Below are 26,192 nucleotides of genomic sequence, written 5' to 3'. Positions count from 1 at the left end.
AACCATGGCGATGAGTACCGGAGATTCAGGCGGCCCGATGTCGGAAATCAACGTCACGCCGCTGGTCGACGTGATGCTGGTCTTGCTGATCATCTTCATGATCACGGCGCCGCTGATGTCGCACCGGATCACGGTCGCCCTGCCGAACGCGAACCCCAAGACCACGGACACCGAAAAGGTTGAGCCCATGGACCTGGCCATCAAGGAAGATGGGTCGCTGTACCTCAGCGACAACCCGGTGACCGAGGTCGAGCTGAAGACGCAGTTTGCGGTGGCGGCGGGCAAGTCGCCGCAGCCGGAGCTGCAGATCCGCGCGGACAAGGCCACCGAGTACGGTCACGTACGCAAGATCCTTACCGACGCCAAGGAAGCGGGCATGGTGCATGTCGGCTTCATGACCACCGGCAAGGAGTAACCAGCCATGGCAATGAGTACCGGAAGTGGCAAGGGACCAATGGCGGAGATCAACGTCACGCCGCTGGTCGACGTGATGCTGGTGCTGCTGATCATCTTCATGATCACGGCCCCGATCCTGACCCATAAAGTGAAGATCGACCTGCCGCAGCCCAACCCGAACGTGCCGCCGCCGGAGAACCCGGCGGAGCCGATCCGCCTGAAGATCGACCAGTCGGGCGCCCTGTACTGGAACGACACGCCGGTGGACGAGCTGGGCCTCAAGGCGCAGATCGCGGTGATCGCCCAGCAGAGCAACCAGCCCGAGCTGCAGATCAACGCGGCGGACGGCGTGGCCTACGAGGTGGTGGCCCGCGTGCTGGCCGATGCCAAGAGCTACGGCCTCACCAAGATCGGCTTCACCGAGGGCCAGTGATCGCCCGATCACCGATCCTTTAGCAACGCTACCCTTTGGAACCCCCGCCTCGTGCGGGGGTTTCTTTTTGTGCGCCCGGCAGGGCGCACCTGCTAGGAGGTGCAAGTTCTCTGCTCACCCGGCAAGGGGAAGAGCTAGCCAGGGGCCAGGGCGGAAGGGTGACCGACCGCCTGGAGGAAGCCCGAGGCAAAACGCTGGGAGCCGATCCGCCGCGGCGCCGAACAAGGCAGCCGCCAGGGCGGGGGGGGAGCGCTGGTGGGACGATGGACGTCTGGCCATCCAGACGTCCAAAACGTCATCGCAGGATCTGCAGGTAGTTGCGCACCGTATTGGCGAGGCCCTCGTAGATCGCCTCGCCGATCAGCGCATGGCCGATCGAGACTTCGGCGAGGCCGGGGATCGCCGCGCGCAAGGTGCCGAGGTTGGCCTGGCTGAGGTCGTGCCCCGCGTTCACCGCCAGGCCCGCCTGCTGAGCGCGGCGCGCGGTGTCCGCGCAGGCGGCCAGCGCCTCGCGCACGTCGCCGGCTTCGAAGGCCTCGGCGTAGGGCCCGGTGTAGATCTCCACGCGCTGGGCGCCGAGCGAGGCGGCGTGTTCGAGTCCCTGGGCGCCGGCGTCGACGAACAGGCTGACACGGCAGCCGAGGTCGCGCAGTTCGGCCACCAGCGGGCGCAGCCGCTCGGCGTCGCGGGCGAGGTCGAAGCCGTGGTCGGAGGTGAGCTGGCCGTCGCTGTCCGGCACCAGGGTGACCTGGGTCGGCCGCACCTCGCGGGCCAGCGCGATCAGGCCCGGGTAGCCCGCGCGCGCGGCGGCGAACGGATTGCCTTCGATGTTGTATTCGACGCGGCCGCGCAGCAGCGCCGCCAGCGCGCGCACGTCATCGGGGCGAATGTGGCGCTGGTCGGGGCGCGGGTGCACGGTGATGCCGCCGCAGCCGGCCTCGATGCAGGTCTGGGCGGCGCGCAGGATGTCCGGTTCGTGGCCGCCGCGCGAATTGCGCAGCACGGCGATCTTGTTGAGGTTGACGCTGAGCAGGGTCATCGATCGGTGAGGCTCTCGCTGGAACGAAGCGTCGCCGTGCGACGCGCGCCGCCGGCGAGGGCCGTCAACAGTGCGCCGATCGGCCGTCGCCGGCAAGTGTCCAGCAGCGCACGGTGCGTGCGCCGCCGCGCCAGGCCAGGGCCGCGACGTGGGCCTCGTCGAGCGCCAGTTCGTGCAGCTGCCAGCGGGCGGGATCGTCGCCGTCCAGCACGCGCAGCACCAGGCCTTGCGGCAGCAGCGCGATGCTGAGACGGTGCAGGCCGTAGGCCAGCCCGCGGCCGAGCGCCTTCACCACGGCCTCCTTGGCGGTCCACAGGCGCAGGAAGGCCGCATCGCGCTGCGCGGGGTCGAGGCCGATCAGGTTCGCCGCCTCCTCTGCATGGAAAAAACGCCGGGCGATGTCCAGTGCGTGGGGGCGCGGCCGCAGCCGTTCCAGGTCGATACCGGGGGCGATGCCGCGGGCCAGCGCGATCAGCGCCTGGTCGCCGCTGTGCGTCCAGTTGAAGTCCAGCGTGCCGCCATGCTCCGCGGCCAGCGCCGGGCGGCCGTACTCGCTCTGGGTCAATTGCACCGCGTGCGGTGGGCAGTCGAGGTAGGCGGCGAGCACGGCGCGCAGCGGCTCGCGGCCCTGGTGGCGGTCATAGGCCAGCCGCCACACGTGCACCTCGTCATCGCCGAGGGTCTCTGCTACTTTCGCGGGCACCTGGCCGTCGGTGGGTTCCATCATCCACGCATGGTGCCGGGCCCGAGGCGCCGCCGACAAGCGCCGGGACGCCGGGCGCCGACGCGGCCGGCCATGCGCCGGGACGCGCAGTACGGGAGAGACGCTTGATCGCCGGCTGGTTGCTGCTGCTCGTCGCGCTGCTCTACGTGGGGCTGCTGTTCGTGGTCGCCTACGCCGGCGACCGGCGGCCGCTGTACCCGCGCCAGCCGCGCCTGCGGCCGGTGATCTACAGCCTCGCGCTGGCCGTCTACTGTTCCTCCTGGACCTTCTACGGCGCCGTCGGCACGGCCGCGCGCGAGGGCCTGGGCTACCTGCCGATCTACCTCGGGCCGGCGCTGCTGTTCGTGTTCGGCGCCGGGCTGCTGCGGCGCCTGGTGCGGGTGTCGAGGCAGCGCAGCATCACCTCCATCGCGGATTTCATCGGCGCGCGCTTCGGCAAGTCGCACGGCCTCGCGGCGGTGGTGGCGCTGATCGCGATGATGGCGGTGGTGCCCTACATCGCGCTGCAGTTCAAGGCGGTGGCGATGTCGATCGACGTGCTGGGCGGGATCGCGCCGGGCAGCGCGTCGGGCTTCTCCGCCGACAGCGCGCTGTGGTGCGCGCTGCTGCTGGCGGTGTTCGCGATACTGTTCGGCACGCGCAGCATCGACGCCACCGAGCACCACCACGGCATGATGCTGGCGATCGCGCTGGAGTCGGTGATCAAGCTGCTGGCCTTCCTGGCGCTGGCCGGTTACGCGCTGTGGAAGGGGCCGGGGCTGGCCGCGACGCTGCGCCTGCCGGCCGAGCAGTTCGCCGCGGGCACCTCGCCGGGTTTCCTGGCGCAGACCCTGCTCGCCTTCTGCGCGATGTTCTGCCTGCCGCGGCAGTTCCACATCGGCGTGGTGGAATGCGAGGACCCGCGCGACATCGACCGCGCGCGCTGGACGTTCCCGCTGTACATGCTGGCGATCAGCCTGGCGGTGCCGCCGATCGTCGCCGCCGGGATGAGCCTGCCGGCGGTGCACGAGGGCGCGGCGGACGCCTGGCTGCTCAACCTGCCGCTGGCGCACGGCGACCGTGCCGTGGCGGTGCTCGCCTTCCTGGGCGGCTTCTCGGCGGCCACCGGCATGGTGATCGTGGCCTCGGTGGCGCTCTCGACCATGGTCAGCAACGACCTGGTGATGCCGGCGCTGCTGCGCCTGCGCGCGCTCAGGCTCGAGCAGCGCAGCGATCTCTCGCAGCTGGTGCTGGCGGTGCGCCGGGTGGCGATCGTGCTGCTGGCGCTCCTGGCCTATGTCTACTACCGCGTGGCGGCCGATGCGGAAAACCTCGCCGCCACCGGCCTGCTGGCCTTCGCGGCGGTGGCGCAGTTCGCCCCGGCCATCGTGGCGGCGCTGTACTGGCGTGGCGCCAGCCGGCGCGGCGTGATGACCGGCCTGCTGGCCGGCTTCGCGGTGTGGCTCTACACCCTGCTGCTGCCGGCGGTGAGCCGGGCCGAGCCGTGGCTGGCGCAGGGGCCGTGGGGCATGGGCTGGCTGCGCCCGCAGGCGCTGTTCCACCTCTCCGGCTGGGACCCGGTGATGCACGGCACCTTCTGGTCGCTGCTGGTGAACGTGCTGTGCCTGGTGTTCGTCTCGCTGCGCCGCCGGCCCACCCTGGAGGAACGCCTGCACGCGGCGATGTTCGTGGACCCGTTCGCCGCCAGCAGCGGCGGCAGCGGCGACTGGCGCGGCCGCGTGGCGGTGGCGGACCTGCGCACCATCGCCGAGCGCATCGTGGGCGAGCGCAGCGCGCGGCGCGCCTTCGAGGACTACGGCGAGCGCCGCGGCAAGCCGCTGCAGCCGAACGAGGCGGCCGACCGCGCGCTGATCCAGACCACCGAGCGCCTGCTCGCCGGCGCGGTGGGCGCGGCCAGCGCGCGGCGCATCCTGATGGGCGCGCTGTCCGGCTCGGGCCTGGACATCACCGAGGCGATGGCACTGATGGACGAGGCCTCGCAGGAACTGCGCTTCAACCGCGAGCTGCTCTCCTCCACGCTGGAGCACGTCTCGCAGGGCATCAGCGTGATCGATGCGCAGATGCGTCTGGTGGCGTGGAACCGGCGCTACCTGGAACTGTTCGACTACCCCGACGGCATGGTCTACGTGGGCGTGCCGGTGGCCGAGCTGATCCGCTGGAACGCCGAGCACGGCGAATGCGGGCCGGGCGAGGTGGAGGAGCACATCGCCAAGCGCATCCGCTACATGCAGGCCGGCACGCTGCACCTGTTCCAGCGCGTGCGGCCGGACGGCACGGTGATCGAGATGCGTGGCCGCGCGCTGCCCGGCGGCGGCTACGTCACCACCTATGCGGACGTCACCGCCTACAAGCGCGCCGAGCAGGCGCTGATCGAGGCCAACGAGACGCTGGAGCAGCGCGTGGAGCAGCGCACTGCGGAATTGTCCGAGGCGCTGGTGGCCACCGCGCACGCGCGGCGCGAGGCGGAGTCGGCCAACATGTCCAAGACCCGCTTTCTCGCCGCCGCCAGCCACGACCTGCTGCAGCCGCTCAACGCGGCGCGGCTGTTCACCTCGGCGCTGCGCCAGTACCCGGGATTGGACCGGGAGGCCGAGCAGCTGGCCGAACGCATCGATGCCTCCTTCCGCGCCGCGGAGGACCTGCTCGACGGCCTGCTCGACGTATCGCGCCTGGACAGCGGCCGCTACCAGCCCGAGCCGGTGGCGGCGGCGCTCAGCGAGCTGTTCGATTCGCTCAAGGCGCAGTTCGGCGTGCTGGCCGAGCAGCGCGGCCTGCGCCTGCGCGTGATGGCGACCCGGCTGGCGGTGCGCAGCGACCCGCAACTGCTGCGCCGGGTGCTGCAGAACTTCATCTCCAATGCGCTGCGCTACACCCAGCGCGGCGGCGTGCTGCTGGGCGCGCGGCGGGTGAGCGGCGGGCGGGTGCGCATCGAGGTGTGGGACACCGGCCCCGGCATCGCGCCGGAGCAGCGCGCGCGCATCTTCGGCGAGTTCCAGCGGCTGGAAAGCCCTTCGCCGTGGGGCGAGAAGGGGCTGGGGCTCGGCCTTTCCATTTGCGAGCGCATCGCCGGCATGCTCGGCCACCGGCTCGACCTGCGCTCGCGCATCGGCTACGGCAGCGGTTTCTCGATCACCGTGCCGCGCGCGGAGGCCGCGCCGCCGCGCCGGCGCAGCGTGCCGCGCAGCGGCAGCGGCAGCGGCGAGCAGTTGCCGCTCACCGTGCTGTGCCTGGACAACGACACCGCCATCCTCGAAGGCATGCAGGCCCTGCTGCGCCGCTGGGGCGTGGACTGTCGTGTGGCGCAGGACGCGGCGCAGGCCGGTCGCGAGCTCTCGCGCGGGCCGGTGGACATGATCCTGGTGGACTACCACCTCGCCGAGGGCGAGGACGGCCTGCGGGCGATCGAACAGCTGCGGCAGGCGCGGGGCGAGTTGCCGCCGGTGGCGATGATCACCGCCGACGGCAGCAGCGAACTCAAGCTGCGCGCCCGCGCGCTCGGTTATCCGCTGCTGCACAAGCCGGTGCGGCCGGCGGCGCTGCGGGCACTGCTGTCCTCGCTGCGGCGCAAGGGCAAGAGCGCGGTGGCCGAGTGAGGAGCAGAAGTGCATTGGCGCGCGAAAAGCCTGCGCAGTGGTGACAGGGCCGCCTTGCGGTCGCGCGCGGGCGCGCCTACTTGGAGCCGGCAGGAACGTGCGCAGCGGGGTTCGTGCAGGGATGGTGCAGCGGATGCAGCCCTGCCGTCACTCCTCCTCGGGCATCGGCGGCAGCACGCCCGGTTCCACCGCCAGCTGGCTGGCGGCCAGCGCCACCTGGGTGCGGTTGTTGACGCCGAGCTTGCGCATGATCACCGTCATGTGCGCCTTCACCGTGGCCTCGGAGACGCCCAGGTCGTAAGCGATCTGCTTGTTGAGCAGGCCCTCGGCGATCATGGTCAGCACGCGGAACTGCTGCGGGGTGAGCGAGGCGATGCGCACGGCCACCTCGGCCTCGTCGCGCTTGAGCTCCGCGCCGCCGCCGATCAGGTGCGGCGGCAGCCACTCGTCGCCGTCGAGCACGGCGCGGATGGCCGCCACGATGCCCTCGCCCGGGGTCGATTTGGGGATGTAGGCGGCGGCGCCATGGGCCAGCGCGCGGCGCGCCACCTGCGCCTCCTCGTGGCCGGAGACCACGATGATCGGCAGGCCCGGGTATTGGCCGCGGATGTGCGCCAGCGCCGAGTAGCCGCGCGCCCCGGGCATGTGCAGGTCGAGCAGCAGCAGCTCGGCCTCGGGGTAGCGCTCGATCAGCCCCTGCAGGCTGGGCACGTCGTCGGCGCTGTGCACGCGCGCGTCGGGCAGCGCCTGTTGCACGGCGCGCTGGAGGGCATCGCGGAACAGCGGATGGTCGTCGGCGATCAGGACGTCGGGCATGGGGGCAGGGAATCGGGAATGGGAGTCGGGAATAGGATCGTGTCACCGATTCTCTACGCCCTGTTCCCGATTCTCGCACTACTTGATCAGCCGCTCCTCCACCAGGTTCTTCACCACGCCCGGGTCGGCCAGGGTGGAGATGTCGCCGAGCTGGTCGGGCCGGTTCTCGCCGATCTTGCGCAGGATGCGGCGCATGATCTTGCCCGAGCGGGTCTTGGGCAGGCCCGGCGCCCACTGGATGTAGTCGGGCGTGGCGATGGGGCCGATCTCCTTGCGCACCCAGGCCACCAGTTCCTTGCGCAGCGCCTCGCTGCCGCCCTCGCCGGCGACCAGGGTGACGTAGGCGTAGATGCCCTGGCCCTTGATCTCGTGCGGGCAGCCCACCACCGCCGCTTCGGCCACCTTCGGGTGCGCCACCAGCGCGCTCTCCACCTCGGCGGTGCCGATGCGGTGGCCGGAGACGTTGATCACGTCGTCCACGCGGCCGGTGATCCAGTAGTAGCCGTCCTCGTCGCGGCGCACGCCGTCGCCGGTGAAGTAGTTGCCGGGGTAGGTCTTGAAGTAGGTGTCGATGAAGCGCTGGTGGTCGCCGTACACGGTGCGCATCTGGCCGGGCCAGGAATCGGCGATCACCAGGTTGCCCTCGGCCGCGCCGTGCAGCAGCTCGCCGCCGGCATCCACCACCGCCGGCTGGATGCCGAAGAACGGCAGCGTGGCGGAGCCGGGCTTGGCGTCGATGGCGCCGGGCAGCGGGGCGATCAGGATGCCGCCGGTCTCGGTCTGCCACCAGGTGTCCACCACCGGGCAGCGCTCCTCGCCCACCACACGGTAGTACCACTCCCAGGCCTCCGGGTTGATCGGCTCGCCCACCGTGCCGAGCAGGCGCAGGCTGGCGCGCGAGGCCTTCTTCACCGGCGCCTCGCCCTCGCGCATCAGCGCGCGGATGGCGGTGGGCGCGGTGTAGAACAGGGTGACGCGGTGCTTGTCCACCACCTGCCAGAAGCGGCTCACGTCCGGGTAGTTGGGCACGCCGTCGAACATCAGCACGGTGGCGCCGTTGGCGAGCGGGCCATACACCACGTAGCTGTGGCCGGTGATCCAGCCCACGTCGGCGGTGCACCAGTAGACGTCGTCCTCGCGCAGGTCGAACACCAGCTCGTGGGTGTAGCTGGTGTAGACGAGGTAGCCGCCGGAGGTGTGCAGCACGCCCTTGGGCTTGCCGGTGGAGCCGGAGGTGTAGAGGATGAAAAGCGGGTGCTCGGCCTCCACCGGCACGGCCGGGCAATCGGCCGTCTGGCCGTCCATCAGGCTGTGCCAGTAGCGGTCGCGCGGGGACTGCATCGGCACCGCGGTGCCGGTGCGGCGCACCACGATCACCGTCTCCACGCTGCTGGTGCCGGGGCGCTCCAGCGCCGCGTCCACGTTGGCCTTGAGCGGGATCTTCTTGCCGCCGCGCACGCCCTCGTCGGCGGTCACCACCACCTTGGCGGCGGAGTCGCCGATGCGCCCGGCCAGCGAGTCCGGCGAGAAGCCGCCGAACACCACCGAGTGCACCGCGCCCAGGCGCGCGCAGGCCAGCATCGCCACCGCCGCCTCCGGCACCATCGGCATGTAGATCGCCACGCGGTCGCCCTTGGCCACGCCCAGGTGCTTGAGCGTGTTGGCGAACTTGCACACTTCCGCATGCAGCTCGCGGTAGGTGAGCGTGCGCGACTCGCCGGGGTCGTCGCCCTCGAAGATGATCGCGGTCTTGTCGCCGCGCGTGGCGAGGTGGCGGTCCAGGCAGTTGGCGGCCACGTTGAGCTCGCCGTCCTCGTACCAGCGGATGTGCAGGTCGGCCGGGTCGTAGGAGACGTTCTTGATGCGCGTCGGCGCGCGGGTCCAGTCCAGCCGCCCGGCCACGCGGCCCCAGAAGCCTTCCGGGTCGCGGATCGACTCGTCGTACAGGCGCTGGTAGTCCGCCTTGCGGACGTGCGCTGTGGTGGCGAATGCGGGCTTGACCGGGTAGAGCTTGGACATGGGGCCTCCTGCGTGCACCGGCGCGGCACGCCGGCAGGGAATCGTCGCCGCGCGCGGCGGCGCGAAGGTCGTTCCCGAGTGTAGCCCGCGCCGGCAGGGGTGACGCCGGCGCCGCGCATCGACTTTGGTCGAGTCGGCACGGGGCTAGACCAATGGCTAATAGGCGCTCGCAGTGCAGCATCACCAAGCTCGGCCCGTCATCGACCTGGGGAGAGGCCAAGACATGACTACGCGATCCACGATCCGCCGTCGCGGACTGCTGGCCTTGAGCGTCGCCTGTGCGCTGGGCCTGCCGCTGGCGGCCTCGGCACAGGACAGCGCGCGCGAGCAGCAGCTGGAGCAGCGCGTGGCCCAGCTGGAGCGGCAGCTGGCCGAACTCAAGGGCATGATCCAGGCGCAGAAGGCGGAGATCGCGCAGACGCGCACCCCGCCCACCTCGCCGGCCACCCAGCCACCGCAGCAGGTGGCCGACTCGTCCAAGGCCAAGCCGGTGTTCGCCAGCGGCCCCGGCGTCTCGGTGGCGCTGCACGGTTTCATCAACGCCACCGCCTTTACCCAGAGCAAGAACTTCAGTTTCGGCAACGGCCAGAACGCCGAATTCCCGGTGCCCGGCGCCAAGGGTTCGCTGAGCGGCGGCGACGTGCGCAACACGCGCTTCTGGCTCGACTTCGCGGGGCCGAAGTTCAACGAGAACTGGAACGGCGGCGGCCGCATCGAGATGGACTTCTTCGGCGGCTTCAACGGCACCGGCCCCTACAGCCGCGAGCAGGCCGCGCTGCGCATGCGCCAGGCCTACATCACGCTCAACAACCCGGACACCGGCAGCCAGGTGCAGATCGGCCAGCAGTGGGAATTCATGTTCCCGCTGGACATGGTGCCGAACTCGCTGGCCCACATCGCCTTTCCGCTCGGCTTCGGCGCTGGCGTGATCGGCTGGCGCTACCCGGGCCTGGTGTGGATGCAGGACCTCAACCACGGCAGCACCGGGCCGAAGTGGCGGCTGGACCTGGGCGTGTTCGAGGGTTCCTGGAGCGGCCCGGGCAACAACACCAACTACCTCACCGCCGGCAATGCGGGCTTCCGCCCGCAGGTCGAGGCGCGGCTGCACGTACAGGACAAGAACTGGCTGGCCTTCGCGGTGGCGCACTACAGCAAGGTGGACCTGCGCGGCGTGGGCGGCACCACGCCCACGCCGATCAAGTCCGACATCAAGAGCGTGGCCTACGAGGTGGGCGCGGCCTGGAAACCGGGGCCGTGGGTGTTCCGCGGCCTGCTCTACACCGGCAAGGCGCTGGGCGAGTTGTTCGGCAGCATGGCGCAGTTCGGCGACATCAAGGAAACCGGCGGCTTCGCCCAGGTCGGCTACAGCTTCACGCCGCACTGGAGCGCCAACGTGTTCTATGCCGAGGGCAAGCCCGACGAGGGCGACGTGATCCGCTGGCTCAACAACGGCTCCACCGGCCTGCTCAGGAACCGGCAGGCGGCGGTGAACGTGCAGTACACCTCCGGGCCCTACGAGTTCGGCGTGGAATACCTGTACGACAAGCTCGATTCCACCACCAACGGCACCAACCGGCAGACCACCAACGGCAGCCAGTTCAGCCTGAGCGGCCTGTACCGCTTCTGAGCCGGCGTGGCGGCAGGGGGCCGCCGGTCGGACCCAGGGGAAGGCCCGCGCGAGCGGGCCGCGCCAAGGACCAGGACGGGAGTCGGGGCGAAGTGGCCGCATGCGGCCGGCTCCGGCCCCGAAGCGCAGCACACCATCTCAGCAGCACACCATCTCAAGTGAGAGGACGTTCATCATGGTCGCGACCGTGTACGACTTGGGTTCCTCGCGCTACACCAACCACCGGCGCGTGGTGCTGGCTTCGAGCCTGGGCACCGTGTTCGAGTGGTACGACTTCTACCTGTACGGCTCGCTCGCCGCGCTGATCGGCAAGCACTTCTTCTCCGGCCTCAACGAGACCAGCCAGTTCATCTTCGCGCTGCTCGCCTTCGCCGCCGGCTTCGCGGTGCGGCCGTTCGGCGCCATCGTGTTCGGCCGGCTGGGCGACCTGATCGGGCGCAAGTACACCTTCCTCATCACCATCGTGATCATGGGCCTGTCGACCTTCCTGGTCGGCCTGCTGCCCGGCTACGCCAGCATCGGGACGGCGGCGCCGGTGATCCTGATCGCGCTGCGCCTGCTGCAGGGCCTCGCGCTCGGCGGCGAATACGGCGGCGCGGCCACCTACGTGGCCGAGCATGCGCCGGCCGGCAAGCGCGGGCTGTACACCAGCTTCATCCAGATCACCGCCACCTTCGGCCTGTTCCTCTCGCTGCTGGTGATCCTGGGCACCCGCTCGGGCATGGGCGAGGACAGCTTCAACGCCTGGGGCTGGCGCATCCCGTTCCTGGTCTCCTCGCTGCTGCTGGCGATCTCGGTGTACATCCGCCTGCAGCTGCAGGAGTCGCCGGTGTTCCGTCAGATGAAGGCCGAGGGCAAGGGTTCGGTCGCGCCGCTGACCGAGGCCTTCGGGCAGTGGAAGAACCTCAAGCTGGTGATCCTGGCCCTGCTCGGTGCCACCGCGGGGCAGGCGGTGGTGTGGTACACGGGCCAGTTCTACGCGCTGTACTTCCTCACCCAGAGCCTGAAGATCGACGCCACCACGGCCAACCTGCTGATCGCCGCCGCGCTGGCCCTCGGCACGCCGTTTTTCGTGTTCTTCGGCTGGTTGTCCGACCGCATCGGCCGCAAGACGGTGGTGCTGGCCGGCTGCCTGATCGCCGCGCTCACCTATTTCCCGATCTTCAAGGGGCTCACCCACTTCGGCAACCCGGCCATCGAGCAGGCCGCGGCGGCGGCGCCGGTGACGGTGCTGGCCGACCCGAACCGCTGCAGCTTCCAGTTCGATCCGGTGGGCAAGACCAAGTTCACCAGCTCCTGCGACGTGGCCAAGAGCTACCTGGCCAAGAAGGGCATCCCCTACGCCAACCAGGCGGCGCCGGCCGGCGCGGTGGCGATCGTGCAGGTGGGCGAGCAGCGGATCGAGTCGTTCGAGGGCGGCGGCCTGGACAGCGCGGCCTTCGCCGCCAAGGGCAAGGCCTTCGGCGAGCAGGCCAGCGCCGCGCTGGGCCAGGCCGGCTATCCGGAGAAGGCCGACCCGGCCCGCGCCAACAAGACGATGCTGGTGCTGCTGCTGGCGATCCTGGTGCTCTACGTGACCATGGTCTACGGCCCGATCGCCGCGTGGCTGGTGGAGATGTTCCCCACCCGCATCCGCTACACCTCGATGAGCCTGCCCTACCACATCGGCAACGGCTGGTTCGGCGGCTTCGTGCCCACCATCGGCTTTATGCTGGTGGCGTGGAAGGGCGACATCTACTACGGCCTGTGGTACCCGATCCTGGTGGCCGCGGCGGGCTTCGTGATCGGCCTGCTGTTCCTGCGCGAGACCAAGGACACGGACATCACCACCGGCTGAGCCGGCCGTTGGAACAGGGTGAAGGCGCGCCGGCGTGACCGGCGCGCCTTCACCTGGCCGGACCTCACACGCGCCGGACCAGGCCGATGATCACCAGCAGGATCACCGCGCCGATCAGCGCGTGCACGATGGCGTCGAGGATCGGCCCGCCGACGTGGAAGCCCAGGCCGAGCATCGGCAGCAGCCAGCCGGCGAGCAGGGCGCCGACGATGCCCACCACGATGTTGCCCAGCAGGCCGAAACCGAAGCCGCGCACGATCAGGCCGGCCAGCCAGCCGGCGACCGCGCCCACCAGCAGGAAGATGATCAAGCCCGTTGCCGTCATGTCCTGGCTCCTTCGCGGCGGGCCGGAGCCCGGTTGCCGAAGCAGCTTCGGCAGGCGCGCGTGCAGTGCGCGTGAGGGCCGTCAGGGGTGCTTCAGCGGCGGTTTGCCCTCGCGCAGGCGGGCAAGGTCGTAGTCGTTCAGCGACTCGGTGCGCGCGTGCGCGCTGATGCGCGCCTGGGCGAACGCCAGCACGGTGGCGAAGGCGCCCAGCAGGCCGAGCAGCAGCCACAGCGCCATCGCGCCGGGGCCGTGGCGGGTGCAGCCCAGCACCAGGGCGAGCACGGTGGCGGTGAGCAGGACCCAGCGCATGGCGCACCTCGTGGCAGCGGGCAGGGGCCACCGCGGCGGTGGCCGTGTGCGCATCATAGTGCGCCGGCCATTCGCCGGCGGCGGCCTAGCCGATAAGGCTTATGCTGCGCCCAGTCCGCCGCGCCGCCCGCCGGAGAGCCGCCGATGCCGCACCCCGCCATGCCGCCGCGCCAGCGCCGCGCCCGCCGGCGCCGCTACCGGACGCTGCTGCGGCTGGCGGGGTGGCTGTCGATCCTGCTCGATCACTTCAAGCCGCTGCGCGTGCCGCTGCTGATCCTGGCGGCGGCGGCGTTCATGACCGCGGGCGTGGGGCAGGCCGCCGAACTGTTCGTGATCGCGCTGTGGATCGACCCCGATCCCGGCCGCTACCTGTGGCTGCTGGCCGGCAGCGCCTGCGCGGGGCTGGCGGCGTGGTATGCCGCGCGGCACGCCTACCGCATGGTCTACCCGCGCTGGCCGGCCCTGCAGGATCCGCACGCGCGCGCCCTGCGCGACTGGCTGCCGCGCGGGCTTGGCGCCGCGGTGCCGGCGTGGCTGGTGCTCGGCTACCTGCGCGCCTCGGCCCTGGTGCCGCCGGGAGCCTGTCAGCTGGCCGAGGCGTGCGGGCGCCGCGATGCGCGGGCATTGGGCCTGCTGCTGGAGAGCGTGGCGTTGATCGCCTTCTTCGCTGGCCGCCGCCGCCTGGTGCACGGTTGGTGCCGCTGGCGCGGCACGCCGGCCGCCCTGGCGCCGCGGCCGTCGCAGGAGCCGCGCGCGCGCAAGCTGAGCCAGCTCGGGCGGGCGCCGTTGCGCGTCTTCGCCGGCGCGCTGCTGCTCAACGTCACGGTCACGGCCCTGGTGGCCTGGCGGCCCACCCTGTTCGACGGCAGCGGGCCGCTGGCGACCGCGCTGCTGGCGGCCAGTTTCCTGACCCTGTCCGGCAGCTTCCTGTGCATGCTGGCCGACCGCCGCGGCTGGCCGCTGCTCAGCGTGCTGCTGCTGCTCACCGCCGCGCTGCACGCGCTGCACCTCAACGACAACCATCGCGTGCGGCAGTACCCGGCGATGAGCACCCACCAGCATCCGGCCCCGCCGCCGCCCGATACCCGGCCCAGCTTCGAGGCCTACGCGAACGCCTGGCTGGACGATCGCTGCGCCGGGCGCTCGCCGTGCCCGGTGGTGATGGTGTCGGCCGAGGGCGGCGGCATCCGCGGTGCGGCGTGGACCGCGCTGGTGCTGGCCCGGCTCACCGCCCTGGTGGAGGCGCAGCGCCCGCGGGGCGCGGGCGCGCCGCTGCTGGCGCGCTACCTCTTCGCCGGCAGCGGCGTGTCCGGCGGCAGCCTGGGGCTGGCCAGCTACGCGGTGCTGCTGCGCGCACCCGCCGGCCGCGACGGCCTGGAGACGCGCACGCAGCAGCTGCTCGGCCACGACTTCCTCGCCCCCACCCTGGCCAACCTGCTGTTCGTGGACTTCACCCAGCGCTGGCTGCCCGGCGCCTGGTTCGACGACCGCGCCCGCGCGCTCACCCGCGCCTGGGAGGACGCGGCACAGGTGCTGCCGGGCGGCGCGGCCTTCGCGCAGCCCTTCAGCGCGCTCTACCTGCGCCCCGACGGCCGCGTGGACACGTCCACGCCCGCGCTGTTCCTCAACAGCACCACGGTGGCGGAAGGGCGGCGCTTCATCCAGCACCCGTTCCGCCCGCTCGCCACGCCGCAGCACCAGCCGTGGGCAGCGGCCTTCGACGGCGCGGTGTGGCTCGACCCGCGCGTGCCGCTGAGCGAGGCGGTGCTGAACAGCGCGCGCTTCACCTACATCAGCCCCGCCGGCACGCTGGAGACGGCCGGCGCCACCCCCGCGGTGCCGGCCGCGTTGCAGTTGGTGGACGGCGGCTACTTCGAGAACTCCGGCGCCACCACGCTGCTGGAGGTGATGCGCCAGCTCAAGGACATCGCGGCGCGGCGCGGGCAGGCGCTGCGCTTCATCGTCTTGCACCTCAGCAACGACCCGGCGCTGACGGATTTCGTCGACCGCCACGACCCCGCGCACTTCATGCCGTTCTACGCCGCCGCCTGCGCGCGGCCGGCCGCGGCGGCCGCCGCCGCGCCGAGCGGGGAGGCGGTGGCGCCGTTCCAGGCCCTGCTGGACACGCGCATCGCCCGCGGCGCCTACGCGCGCATCCAGCTGCTGCGCACGCTGCACGAGGACGAAGGCAACCCCGCGCGCGGCGACCTGCTGTGGCATTTCCGCGTGTGCCCCGGCGACTACCCGATACCGCTCGGCTGGACCCTCTCCGCGCCGGTGTTCGACGAACTGCGCCGCCAGCTGGAGCACAACTACCCCTTGCCCGCGATGGCGCGCGAACTGGCCCGTCAGCTCGCGCCGCCGGGTGTCGCAGCGGCTGAGATTTCCGCGCGCTAGGCTGGCCGCCATGTCCTCCGTGCCCGCCAACCCGTTCGGGCCGCAAGCCCACAAGGGCCGCGGCGCCGCCTCCAATCCGGAGGGGCGCTTCGAGTCCATCCGCCGCCACGCCGAGGACGACGGCTGGCAGAGCGCGCTGCTCGACGAGGACGCGCCGCGCCCGCGCACCGAGGTCACCGAGGAGCGCGCCCGCTCGGTGATCACCCGCAACGACTCGCCGGACATCGCCTTCGAGCAGGCGCTCAACCCCTACCGCGGCTGCGAGCACGGCTGCATCTACTGCTTCGCGCGGCCCTCGCACAGTTACCTCAACCTCTCGCCGGGGCTCGATTTCGAGACCAAGCTGCGCGCCAAGAGCAACCTCGCCGAGGTCTTGCGCGCGGACCTCGGCAAGCCCGGCTACAAGGTCAGCCCGATCAACCTCGGCAGCAACACCGACCCCTACCAGCCGATCGAGAAGCGCTGGCGGCTCACCCGCGCCGCGCTGGAACTGCTGCTCGCATGCCGCCACCCGTGCACCATCGTGACCAAGAACGCCCTGGTCGAGCGCGACCTCGACCTGCTGGTGCCGCTGGCGCGCGAGCGGCTGGTGCAGGTGTTCGTCTCGGTCAACGGACTGGACAACCAGCTCGCCGCCAAGCTCGAGCCGCGCGCCAGCGCGCCGCATCGGCGCCTGAAAGCCATCCGCACGCTGAGCGAGGCCGGCGTGCCGGTGGGCGTGCTGGTGGCGCCGATCATCCCCGCGCTCAACGACATGCACATGGAGCACGTGCTGGCCGCCGCCGCCGGGGCCGGCGCCAACATGGCCGGCTACACCGTGCTGCGGCTGCCGTACGAGCTCAAGCAGCTGTTCCGCGAATGGCTGGCGCTGCATGCGCCGCAGCGCGCGGAGCACGTGATGAGCCTGGTGCGGCAGATGAACGGCGGGCGCGACTACGACAGCGATTTCCGCACCCGCATGCGCGGGCAGGGCGTGTTCGCCGAACTCCTGCGCCGCCGCTTCGAGGTGGCCTGCCGCAAGCACGGCTTTGCCCGCGCCCGCTCGCTGGCGCTCGACACCTCGCGCTTCGTGCCGCCGCGCGAGCCCTCGCCGCAGGGCGAGCTGTTTTAAGAGCTTGTCGGCGCTACTTGTACGACGTCCAGCTGATGTTCGACTCCTCGGATAGATATCACGAAGAACAGCACAAACAGCGTGCGCAACGACAGCATGACGGACTTCAAGCTGCTCAATGCGAGCCTTTGCATCTGTATCGCCGAGTGGTGCGGTCTGGCCGAGCGCTTCGGCAACAGGCGCGCCATCTTGATTACTGCATTAGTGGCAATGCCGTCACGTCGAGTTGGACACCCTGCAATTCAGCGTGACCGGCCAGCACTCGTACGTACAAGCTAAGCGCGCGCGCCTCGGCATCGCGGCACAGATCCTCGGCGACGCGCTCGCTTACCTGTTCGAAAGGCAGCTGTTCGCCGGGGACGCGTTGATCGACTGCAACGATGTGGAAACCAAAGCGCGTCTTGATCAATTGAGGCAATATGCCGAGCACCGTGTTCCCGAACAGTGCCTGCTCGAACTCGGGCGCGGTGGTGCCCCGCTGCAGTTGCCCTAGTTCACCGCCGAGTTCTCCCGACGGGCAATTCGAATGGCTGCGTGCGCGTTCGGCAAACAGTTCCGGTCGCGTGCGCAGTTCGGCCAGCATGGCTTCCGCTATGGCACGTACGGCCGCCACGGGTACGCCCGACACTATCTGAAAAAGAATGTGCCGGGCAAATACCAGTTCCCCGCTTTGGTAGCGTTGAAGGTGCTGGGCGTAATAGCGCCGGCAGGCCGCTTCGTCCACGCCGGGCACAGGCACTTCTTCGGTCAGCACGCGCTCGATTGCCTGTTCGATCTCCTGCCGTGTTGCATTCTCGTCCAGCCATCCAAGCCCCATGGCGCGCTGGCGCAGTAGCTCGTGGATGGCGGCCATTTGCGGCGAAGGCCAATCCTGCTCGGAAACGGCAACACCGTTGACGCGAATGGTCATGGACGCATCGCCCGCTTGCGCGTGCGCACGAGTTGATAAGGGCGGAACAGATAAGCCAAGGTGCCGGCGCCGCTCCAGATGTGTACCATGCGCGTGAACGGCGAGATCAGGAAGATCGTGAATCCAAGCAGGATATGCAGGCGGTAGACCCACGGTACCTGCAGCAGCAGCCCGGCCACGTCACTGCGGAAGCTGACGATACCTTTCACGTAGGTGGTGAGCAGCTCGAATTCCGCGCCATCCATATGCTGTGCCGACACGGGCACGGTGAGCAGGCCGAGCAGCAATTGCAGCCACAGCATCAACACCACTGCGATATCCCACTTGCGGCCGTTACGGCGGATGCGCGGATCGGCAAGGCGGCGATGGATCAGGATGCTCAATCCTATGATCGCCACCACGCCGGCAAGGCCGCCACCCACCATTGCCAGCAACTGGTGCCGCGCTGGGTCCATGGCCCAGTCGATCGCCCAGTGCGGTGCCAGGAAGCCGAAGAAATGTCCGAGCACCACCACCAGGATGCCGTAATGGAAAAGATTGGAGCCCATCCTCAGATGGCCCGCTCGCAACATCTGCGAGGAATCACTCTTCCAGGTGTACGGTTCGCGGTCGAACCGTACCAGGCTGCCCAGCAGCAGTACCGACAGGCAGATGTACGGATAGATACCGAACAGGAACAGTTGCATGCTGGTGGCGGCGTTCATGTCAGTCTCTGTTGTCGACAAGAAAAATCAACGACGGAAGTCAGCCGGACGGCATGGCGGTGCCCGGTCGTTGGCAAAGGCCGGGCGCTCCTCCCAACTGATGTCCAGATTTTCCGGCGCGGGAACGCGCGCATGCGGATCGAGACCGTCCGCGTGAGCCAACTCCAACAGCGCGGTGAACACGGCGGCATAGTGGCTGCGGCGATGGAGCAGGCGGTTGCCTATCGCCCGCAGGATGTGCGCGCAGTCACCGAGGGTTTCACGCGTTTCGGCACCATCGCGGCAGCTTAGGTATTCCAGTAGAACAGGAAGGTGGTCGGGTAATTCGTTGCCGCTGGGTTCAAGCCCGGCCTCAAGATAGCGCTGCCGAAGATCCAGCATCGCCGAGCCGCGCTCACGTCCGTCGCCGTGTATGTGCTCGAACAGGTTCAGCGACGTGCTGCGTCCGCGATCGAACACGTCGACGAAATGGGCTTCGGCTTCGAGCGCATCGCTGCGGGATAGCTCGTCGAGCAATGCAAGCAGCTCATCGCGCGTCCTGGTTTTCAGGTCGCGCGTGTTGCGAACGGTGGTGTCGATCTCTGGCAACGCGGCACGCAGCTCCGAGTCCGGATAGGCAAGCAGCGCCGATAGCGCGCGCAGAAACAGGGCGTGATCGGTGCGCATGTCAGTGGTCGTCCAGCATCCGGATGGGAATGATCTTGCGGCGGCCCATGCGCCCGCCAAACAGGCTGGACTGGGTTTCGACTCCGTCGCAGCCATTGCCGAAGCTGAAGCCACAGCCGCCACGTAGCGCATACAGGTTTTCGGCCTCCTCGCGGTGCGCCGTAGGGATCACGAAGCGGTCCTCGTAGTTGGCGATCGCCAAGTAGCGATGCATGGCCTCGACCGTTGCCAGGTCAAGCCCGTTCTCTTGCAACAGCGATGGCGCTGGCATGCCGCCGAGCTGCTTGGTGCGGAACCAGGCTCGCATCGCCAGCATGCGCTTCAACGCACTGATGACGGGTGCTTCGTTGCCGGCGGTAAGCAAGTTGGCAAGATAGCGCACCGGGATGCGCAGTAGATCGACGTCGGGCACGCCCTCCGTGCTCTCGATCGCTCCCGCGTTGGCGTGTGCCTGGATCGGCGACAGGGGCGGCACGTACCACACCATCGGCAGTGTCCGGTATTCCGGATGCAGCGGAAAGGCGATTTTCCATTCCACCGCCATCTTGTAGGTTGGCGACTGCCTGGCCGCTTCCAGCCACGCTTCGGGCACGCCGTCGGCCTGTGCCTGGCGTTGCACCGTGGGATCGTTCGGATCCAGGAAGAGATCCAGCTGCGCCTGGTACAGATCGTGCGGATTCTCCACCGCGGCCGCTTGGTTGATGCGATCGGCGTCATAGAGCAGCACGCCGAGATAGCGGATACGGCCCACGCATGTTTCCGAGCACACCGTGGGCATGCCGGCCTCGACGCGCGGATAGCAGAAGGTGCACTTCTCAGCTTTGCCGGAGGTCCAGTTGTAGTAGATCTTCTTGTAGGGGCAGCCAGAGACGCACATGCGCCATCCGCGGCATTTGTCCTGGTCGATCAGCACGATGCCATCTTCCTCGCGCTTGTAGATCGAGCCCGAAGGGCAGGACGCCACGCACGCCGGATTGAGACAGTGCTCGCACAGGCGTGGCAGATACATCATGAAGGTGTTTTCGAACTGGCCGTAGATGTCTTTTTGCACCGCCTCGAAGTTGTAGTCGGCGCTGCGCTTGTCGAATTCGCCACCGAGTATTTCTTCCCAGTTCGGGCCCCAATTGACCTTCTCCATGGTACGGCCGCTGACCAGCGAGATAGGGCGCGCGACCGGCGTGGTAGGCAGTTCTGGCGCGGTCTGCAGGTTTTCGTAGTCGAACGTGAAGGGCTCGTAGTAGTCGTCGATATCAGGGAGATGCGGGTTGGCGAAGATCTTTGCCAGCACGGCCAGTCGCCCACCTTGCTTGGGTTGCAGTTGCCCATTGGGCTTGCGCACCCAGCCACCGTGCCAACGATCCTGATTCTCCCAATCCTTCGGATAGCCGATGCCCGGTTTCGTCTCCACGTTGTTGAACCAGGCGTATTCCATGCCCTGGCGCGAAGTCCATACATTCTTGCAGGTGACCGAACAGGTGTGGCAGCCGATGCACTTGTCCAGATTCAGCACCATGGCGATTTGCGCGCGGACCTTCATGTCGCATTCCCTCGGGCCGAAGCGTTTTGCCGTTGTTCGCGTTGCACGCGATCCATCCAATCCACGCTTGCCATCTTGCGCACGATTACGAATTCATCGCGATTGGAACCGACGGTGCCGTAATAATTGAAACCCCAGGACAGTTGCGCGTAACCGCCAACCATATGGGTGGGTTTGAGTACCGTGCGTGTTACCGAGTTGTGGATGCCGCCGCGCATGCCGGTGATTTCGGAGCCGGGTACGTTCACGATCTTCTCCTGCGCGTGATACATCATCACCATGCCCTCCTGCACACGCTGGCTGACCACCGCGCGCGCAGTGATCGCGCCGTTGATGTTGAAAAGCTCGATCCAATCGTTGTCGACGATGCCGCCGCGTTTTGCGTCCGCCTCGGACAGCCACACGATCGGGCCGCCGCGCGATAGCGTGAGCATGATCAGGTTGTCGGTATAGGTGGAATGGATGCCCCATTTCTGGTGCGGCGTGATGAAGTTCAGCGTCAGCTCCGGATTTCCGTTAGGGCGCTTGCCATGCAGCGCAGCCACCGAGCGCGTGTCGATGGGGGGCCGATACAGCGCAAATCCTTCGCCGAAATCGCGCAGCCACGCATGATCCTGATAGAACTGCTGGCGGCCGCTGAGCGTGCGCCACGGGATCAGCTCGTTCACGTTGGTCCAGCCGGCGCTGTAGCTCACGTGCTCGCTCTCGATGCCGGACCAGGTGGGCGAGCTGATGATCTTGCGCGGCTGCGCCTGGATGTCGCGATAGCGGATCTTTTCGTCCTCACGCGCTTCGGCCAAATGGCGATGGACGCGGCCGGTGATGTGCGACAACGCTTCCCATGCCTTGATCGCCACCTGTCCGTTCGTTTCCGGCGCCAGATGCAAGATCGTTTCCGCGGCGTCGATATCACTGACGATGCGGGGCCGACCTTTCGCAGGGCCATCCTCGACGAGGTAGTTCAATCCGCCGAGGCCGCGCACTTCCTCCTCGGTATTCCAGGCGATGCCCTTGCCACCGTTGCCAAGCTTGTCCATCAACGGACCCAGCGAGGTGAAGCGTGCATAGGTGGCCGGGTAATCACGTTCGACCACGGTGATAGCCGGCGCGGTCACGCCCGGAACGAACGCGCACTCTCCTTTCTTCCAATCGCGCACGTCGAAAGGCTGAGCCAGCTCGCCGGCCGTGTCGTGCATGATCGGCGTCAGCACCACGTCCCGCTCGACGCCAAGCTGGCCTTGCGCGAGTTCGGAAAAGCGCTTGGCCACGGCCTTGAAGATTTCCCAGTCGCTCTTGGACTCCCACACCGGATCCACCGCCGCCGACAGCGGGTGGATGAAAGGATGCATGTCGGAAGTATTGAGATCGTTCTTCTCGTACCACGACGCCGTCGGCAGCACGATGTCGGAATACAGACAGGACGTGGACATGCGGAAGTCCAGCGTCACCACCAGGTCCAGCTTGCCCTCCGGAGCCTGCGCATGCCACGTGACCTCCTCGGGCTTGCGCCCGCCTTCTTCGCCCAGGTCCTTGCCTTGCAGGCCGTGGCGCGTACCCAGGAAATGGCGCAGGAAATACTCGTGCCCCTTGCCGGACGAGCCGAACAAGTTGGAGCGCCAGATGAACAGGTTGCGCGGGAAGTTGGCGGGATCATCGGGATCTTCGCAGGCCATGTGCAACTTGCCCGACTGCAGTGCATCGGCCACATAGTCGCGCGGGTCGATTCCCGATTGCGCCGCTTCGCGCGCAACCTCCAAGGGGTTGCGCGCCAATTGTGGCGCCGACGGCAGCCAGCCCATCCGTTCGGCGCGCACGTTGCAGTCGATCAGGCTATGGCCGTATTTGCCGCGTGGTGCCAACGGCGACAGCAACTCTTCGACATCGAGTTTTTCGTAGCGCCACTGGTCCGAATGCGCGTAGAAGAATGAGGTGCCATTCATCTGCCGCGGCGGGCGAATCCAGTCGAGCGCGAACGCCAAGGCGGTCCAGCCGGTTTGCGGGCGCAGCTTTTCCTGGCCGACATAATGCGCCCAGCCGCCGCCGGACACACCGATGGTGCCGCACAGCATCAGTATGTTGATGATGCTGCGATAGTTCATGTCCTGGTGGAACCAATGGTTCATACCAGCGCCGATGATGACCATCGAGCGTCCGTGGGTTTTCTCGGCGGTTTCCGCGAAGGCCCGCGCCACGGCGATGGCATGTTCCGCCGATACCCCGGTGATCGCCTGCTGCCAGGTCGGCGTGTAAGGAAGGTTGTCGTCGTAGCTTTTCGCACAGGTACCGCCCAGGCCGCGGTCGAGCCCGTAATGGGCGCACAGCAGATCGAAAACCGTGGCGACCATGCAGTCGCCATCGCGCGTCGCCACGCGGCGCACCGGCACGCGGCGCAGCAGCACGTCGCCATCTTGGGTGTTGTGCGGGAAATGTTCGTGCGGCGTGCCGCCGAAGTAGGGAAACGCAACGTCCAGTGCGTCGTCACACCGGTCGATCTGGCTTAAGTTGAGCTCGACGAGCATCCCGTCCGCCGCCTTCTGCTCCAGGTTCCACTTGCCCCGATCTTCACTGTCCTGCCCCGGCCAGCGAAAGCCGATGGCGCCTTGCGGCACGACCAGTCTGCCGCTTGCGTCGAAACCCACTGTTTTCCACTCGGCATGTCCAGGGCTGCCCAGGGCATCGGCAAAATCGCTAGCGCGCAGGTAGCGATCAGGGATCCAGCGCTCGCCATCGTGCCGTAGCGTGACTAGTAACGGCAGGTCGGTATAGCGCCGACAGTAGGCTTGAAAATAGTCGCATTGGCGATCGAGGAAGAATTCGCGCAGCACCACGTGCCCCATCGCCATCGCGAGCGCGGCATCGGTGCCCTGCTTGGGATGCAGCCAGAGGTCGGACAGCTTCGCCACTTCTGCGTAATCGGGCGTGACCGCTACCACACGTGTACCGTTGTAACGTGCCTCGACGAAGAAGTGCGCGTCGGGCGTGCGTGTCTGCGGCACGTTCGAACCCCAGGCGATGATGTAGGCGGCGTTGTACCAATCCGCCGATTCCGGCACGTCGGTCTGCTCGCCCCAGGTCTGCGGACTCGATGGCGGCAGATCGCAATACCAGTCGTAGAACGACAATAAGGTTCCGCCAATCAGGCTCAGATAACGGGTACCTGCAGCGTAGGAGACCATCGACATCGCGGGGATCGGTGAGAAGCCGATCACGCGATCCGGCCCATGGCGTTTCACCGTATGCACGTTGGCAGCCGCGACGATTTCCAGTGCCTCGTCCCAGGTTGCGCGCACGAAACCGCCGAGGCCGCGAACCGGCTTGTAATCCTTCGCTTGCGGATCGGCCATCAGCGCCGCCCACGCGTCCAACGGCGCCATGGTCTTGCGCACCTCGCGCCAGCGTCGCAGCAGGCGACCACGCACCATGGGGTATTTCAGGCGGTTCGCGCTGTAGAGGTACCACGAATACGAAGCGCCGCGCGAACAGCCGCGCGGTTCGTGATTGGGCATGCCGGCGCGCGTGCGCGGATAATCAGTCTGCTGCGTTTCCCAGGTGACCACGCCCCCTTTCACGTAGATTTTCCAGCTGCACGAGCCCGTGCAATTCACGCCGTGCGTGGAGCGCACGATCTTGTCGTGCTGCCAGCGGTTGCGGTAGCCATCTTCCCACTGCCGGTTCTCCGCGCGCACTTCGCCAAGGCCGGCCGAAAAAGGCTCGCGACGCTGCGAGAAGTACCGCAGGCGGTCGAGGAAGTGGCTCATCGTGCTTTCTCCCGGTGAAGCAGCTCAAGATGGCGACGAAGTGGTCGGGCGGCCGCGGAGACTGATCCGCCGCACTTCGGTGAAATAGATCAGGATCAGCGACACCCACACGATGCCGTACAGCAGCATGAAGGCGCTGGAGCGGATGCCAAGCAGATCCAGCAAACCACCCCACAGGATCGGCAGCAGAAAACCGCCGAGGCCACCGGCCAGTCCGACGATGCCCGTCACGATGCCCAGTGCTTCCGAAAAGTCGTCGCCCAGGTACTTGAACGTGGACGCCATGCCGAATGCGAGCGCAACGCCCAGCACGAACAGCAATGGCGTAAACATCCATACGTTGAGCCCGATATGGAAGTTTGTGGGGCCGCGGACCGTTTGCACGATCAGCTGCGTCTGTGGATACGACAGCAGGAACAAGGCGATCCAGGCGAGCCACAATACCCACCACGTGAGCGCATGCGCACCGAACCGATCGGACAGCGCGCCGCCTACCGCACGCAACGCACCAGCTGGTAATGAGAAACAGGCGGCCAATGCCGAGGCCGTGGCAATGCCCAGGCCGTATTCCCCGGCAAAGTACTGCGGCATCCACACCGACAGCGCCGTAAATCCACCGAAGGTGAGCGAGTAGTACTGGCAATATTTCCACACGCGGGGGTTGCGCAGTACCTGAAATTGCTGGCGCATGCTTGGCGCTTGCTGGCTGCGCACACCGGGGTCGGGTGCCGACAGCACCCAGAAGATCGCCGCCGTGGCCAGGAGTGCCACCGCATAGATGCGCGGCACGGCGTGCCAACCCAATGCATCCACGATGGCCGGCGCCGCGAACATGTTGAGGGCGGCACCGCTGGTGCCAGCGCCAAAGAACCCCATGGCGAAACCACGGCGGTTGGCGGGAAAGAACCGCGCCACGTAGGGCGTGCCGACGGCAAACGAAGCGCCCACTGCGCCGAGGCAGAGACCGATGGCAAGAAACTGCCACAGTGTGGTGGCGTAGCTCACCAGCCATACCGGAATCGCGGTCGCTGCCAGCAGGATGGTCATGACCATACGGCCGCCGAAGCGGTCGGTCCAGATGCCTAAGGGAAGCCGCAATAGCGCACCGCTGAGGATGGGCGTGGCGGTCAGCAGGCCGAATTCCGTCGCATTGAGGTGCAGCTCATGACGTATCGGGATACCAATCACACCGAAGGCCATCCATACGGCGAAGCACACGATAAACGCGAATGTGCTGATGAACAGCACCCTGTATGCAACGCTCATTCCCTCTTCCTTATCCAGGCTGGATTCCGGGTGGCGTGCATGGGCAAGTACCCATGAACCCGCTGCACGCTAACGAAGCGAATGCGCTTACCACTTGATCTGCATCAAATAACGCCGGAGGACCTCCGGCGTCATCTGGTGCACCATCGTCGCGCACAAGTTAAATTCGGATGATGGGAGCGTTAGCAACGTCGACTGGCAAGGGGGCCCGCACTTGTTTCGCGATGGAGTTGGCATCCACGGGCAACCTCAATTTCGGTGCTCCGGGCTCATAAAACGTCTGAGATGTTCGGCATTAGCGTTGCTTGCACCTACCGCTGTTTCGCGCGGCCCCGGACAGCTACTTGAAAACGCTTGTCAGGGTGGAACCAGTTCGGACGAATCAGGGGGAGCGCGCCCTGCGCGACCGGGGCGGTTGGGGAAGGGTTGCATGGGCTTGTCGCGCAAGGTGCTCCTACTGGGCATGGCGCAAGCGCAGGGCCCGGCGGGCGCCACCACGCCGCCATAAGTTTCCCCCATACTCGCCGGCAGTTCGGGAGGAGCTGCCATGCAGAGTCGAGGGAAGGCTTGTGCGTCGTACCGCCGGGTCGCGCGGATCGGCGGCCTGTTGTTGCTGGCGGCGCTCGCCGCCTGCGGGCATCACGATCAGGACAAGGCGGCCGGCGCCGGCCAGCCCGCCGCGGCCGCCTCGGCCGCGGCGCCGCCGGCCAGCAAGGCGCTGACGC

At 68.0% G+C, this 26,192-nt stretch carries 19 protein-coding genes; 7 read left to right on the top strand and 12 right to left on the bottom strand.

Annotation, left to right across the window (positions count from 1 at the left end):
• The first annotated feature begins 4 nt into the window (after positions 1-4).
• Positions 5-415 (top strand): ExbD/TolR family protein, encoded by a 411-nt coding sequence (locus ACH65_RS04010; protein WP_049621296.1) that lies wholly within the window; start codon positions 5-7, stop codon positions 413-415.
• 6 nt (positions 416-421) lie between these two features.
• Positions 422-829 carry an ExbD/TolR family protein gene (locus tag ACH65_RS04005; RefSeq protein ID WP_049621295.1) on the top strand — a complete coding sequence of 136 codons (408 nt, stop codon included), beginning with the start codon at positions 422-424 and terminating at the stop codon, positions 827-829.
• Between the two features lie 295 nt (positions 830-1,124).
• On the opposite strand, the gene ACH65_RS04000 is transcribed toward ACH65_RS04005, so the two are convergent.
• Complete coding sequence (locus ACH65_RS04000; RefSeq protein ID WP_049621294.1) at positions 1,125-1,868, bottom strand: pyridoxine 5'-phosphate synthase; 744 nt, start codon at positions 1,866-1,868, stop codon at positions 1,125-1,127.
• 64 nt (positions 1,869-1,932) lie between these two features.
• Positions 1,933-2,595, bottom strand: a complete 663-nt coding sequence (locus ACH65_RS03995) for a 4'-phosphopantetheinyl transferase family protein (RefSeq protein WP_336884797.1) — start codon at positions 2,593-2,595, stop codon at positions 1,933-1,935.
• A 101-nt stretch (positions 2,596-2,696) separates the two neighbouring features.
• Here ACH65_RS03995 and ACH65_RS03990 point away from each other — a divergent pair, with 101 nt between their 5' ends.
• Positions 2,697-6,185, top strand: a complete 3,489-nt coding sequence (locus ACH65_RS03990) for a hybrid sensor histidine kinase/response regulator (RefSeq protein ID WP_049621292.1) — start codon at positions 2,697-2,699, stop codon at positions 6,183-6,185.
• A 147-nt stretch (positions 6,186-6,332) separates the two neighbouring features.
• Here the strand turns inward: ACH65_RS03990 and ACH65_RS03985 are convergent, their stop codons facing one another.
• Both ACH65_RS03985 and acs read right to left on the bottom strand, forming a co-directional pair.
• Positions 6,333-7,001 carry a response regulator transcription factor gene (locus ACH65_RS03985; RefSeq protein WP_049621291.1) on the bottom strand — a complete coding sequence of 223 codons (669 nt, stop codon included), beginning with the start codon at positions 6,999-7,001 and terminating at the stop codon, positions 6,333-6,335.
• Positions 7,002-7,079: 78 nt separating this feature from the next.
• Positions 7,080-9,020, bottom strand: coding sequence for an acetate--CoA ligase (gene acs, locus ACH65_RS03980; protein WP_049621290.1), 1,941 nt, complete (start codon positions 9,018-9,020; stop codon positions 7,080-7,082).
• 223 nt (positions 9,021-9,243) lie between these two features.
• Here acs and ACH65_RS03975 point away from each other — a divergent pair, with 223 nt between their 5' ends.
• Together ACH65_RS03975 and ACH65_RS03970 are read left to right on the top strand one after the other, a co-directional pair.
• A complete protein-coding gene (locus ACH65_RS03975; RefSeq protein WP_049621289.1) occupies positions 9,244-10,647 on the top strand; it encodes a carbohydrate porin in 1,404 nt (467 codons plus the stop codon).
• Positions 10,648-10,822: 175 nt separating this feature from the next.
• Positions 10,823-12,484 carry an MFS transporter gene (locus ACH65_RS03970; protein ID WP_049621288.1) on the top strand — a complete coding sequence of 554 codons (1,662 nt, stop codon included), beginning with the start codon at positions 10,823-10,825 and terminating at the stop codon, positions 12,482-12,484.
• Positions 12,485-12,548: 64 nt separating this feature from the next.
• On the opposite strand, the gene ACH65_RS03965 is transcribed toward ACH65_RS03970, so the two are convergent.
• The gene (locus ACH65_RS03965; protein ID WP_049621287.1) at positions 12,549-12,809 is read right to left on the bottom strand and encodes a GlsB/YeaQ/YmgE family stress response membrane protein; all 261 of its coding nucleotides are present in this window, start codon (positions 12,807-12,809) and stop codon (positions 12,549-12,551) included.
• 81 nt (positions 12,810-12,890) lie between these two features.
• A complete protein-coding gene (locus ACH65_RS03960) occupies positions 12,891-13,118 on the bottom strand; it encodes a hypothetical protein (RefSeq protein WP_049621286.1) in 228 nt (75 codons plus the stop codon).
• A 144-nt stretch (positions 13,119-13,262) separates the two neighbouring features.
• On the opposite strand from ACH65_RS03960, the gene ACH65_RS03955 reads away from it, so the two are divergent.
• The gene (locus ACH65_RS03955) at positions 13,263-15,515 is read left to right on the top strand and encodes a hypothetical protein (RefSeq protein ID WP_049621285.1); all 2,253 of its coding nucleotides are present in this window, start codon (positions 13,263-13,265) and stop codon (positions 15,513-15,515) included.
• 10 nt (positions 15,516-15,525) lie between these two features.
• Positions 15,526-16,626: a PA0069 family radical SAM protein gene (locus ACH65_RS03950; RefSeq protein ID WP_049621284.1), complete on the top strand. Its 1,101-nt coding sequence runs from the start codon at positions 15,526-15,528 to the stop codon at positions 16,624-16,626.
• A 193-nt stretch (positions 16,627-16,819) separates the two neighbouring features.
• Here ACH65_RS03950 and ACH65_RS03945 read toward each other — a convergent pair whose 3' ends face one another.
• The 6 genes from ACH65_RS03945 to ACH65_RS03920 are packed head-to-tail and all read right to left on the bottom strand — an operon-like array spanning position 16,820 to position 25,467.
• Positions 16,820-17,536, bottom strand: coding sequence for a peptidylprolyl isomerase (locus ACH65_RS03945; RefSeq protein ID WP_049621283.1), 717 nt, complete (start codon positions 17,534-17,536; stop codon positions 16,820-16,822).
• Positions 17,533-18,240 (bottom strand): respiratory nitrate reductase subunit gamma, encoded by a 708-nt coding sequence (gene narI, locus ACH65_RS03940; RefSeq protein WP_049621282.1) that lies wholly within the window; start codon positions 18,238-18,240, stop codon positions 17,533-17,535. Before narI ends, ACH65_RS03945 begins: the two co-directional genes overlap by 4 nt.
• 27 nt (positions 18,241-18,267) lie before the next feature.
• A complete protein-coding gene (gene narJ, locus ACH65_RS03935) occupies positions 18,268-18,906 on the bottom strand; it encodes a nitrate reductase molybdenum cofactor assembly chaperone (RefSeq protein ID WP_049621281.1) in 639 nt (212 codons plus the stop codon).
• Position 18,907: 1 nt separating this feature from the next.
• Positions 18,908-20,443, bottom strand: coding sequence for a nitrate reductase subunit beta (narH, locus tag ACH65_RS03930; RefSeq protein WP_049621280.1), 1,536 nt, complete (start codon positions 20,441-20,443; stop codon positions 18,908-18,910).
• The gene (locus tag ACH65_RS03925) at positions 20,440-24,201 is read right to left on the bottom strand and encodes a nitrate reductase subunit alpha (protein WP_049621279.1); all 3,762 of its coding nucleotides are present in this window, start codon (positions 24,199-24,201) and stop codon (positions 20,440-20,442) included. Before ACH65_RS03925 ends, narH begins: the two co-directional genes overlap by 4 nt.
• A gap of 24 nt (positions 24,202-24,225) precedes the next feature.
• Complete coding sequence (locus ACH65_RS03920) at positions 24,226-25,467, bottom strand: MFS transporter (RefSeq protein ID WP_049621278.1); 1,242 nt, start codon at positions 25,465-25,467, stop codon at positions 24,226-24,228.
• Positions 25,468-26,192: the final 725 nt, after the last annotated feature.

The sequence above is a fragment of the Frateuria defendens genome (assembly GCF_001182895.1).
In the GTDB taxonomy this organism is placed as follows: domain Bacteria; phylum Pseudomonadota; class Gammaproteobacteria; order Xanthomonadales; family Rhodanobacteraceae; genus Frateuria_B; species Frateuria_B defendens.
Note: the sequence above shows the minus strand (reverse complement) of the source record. Positions and strands in the feature narration are given on the sequence as shown.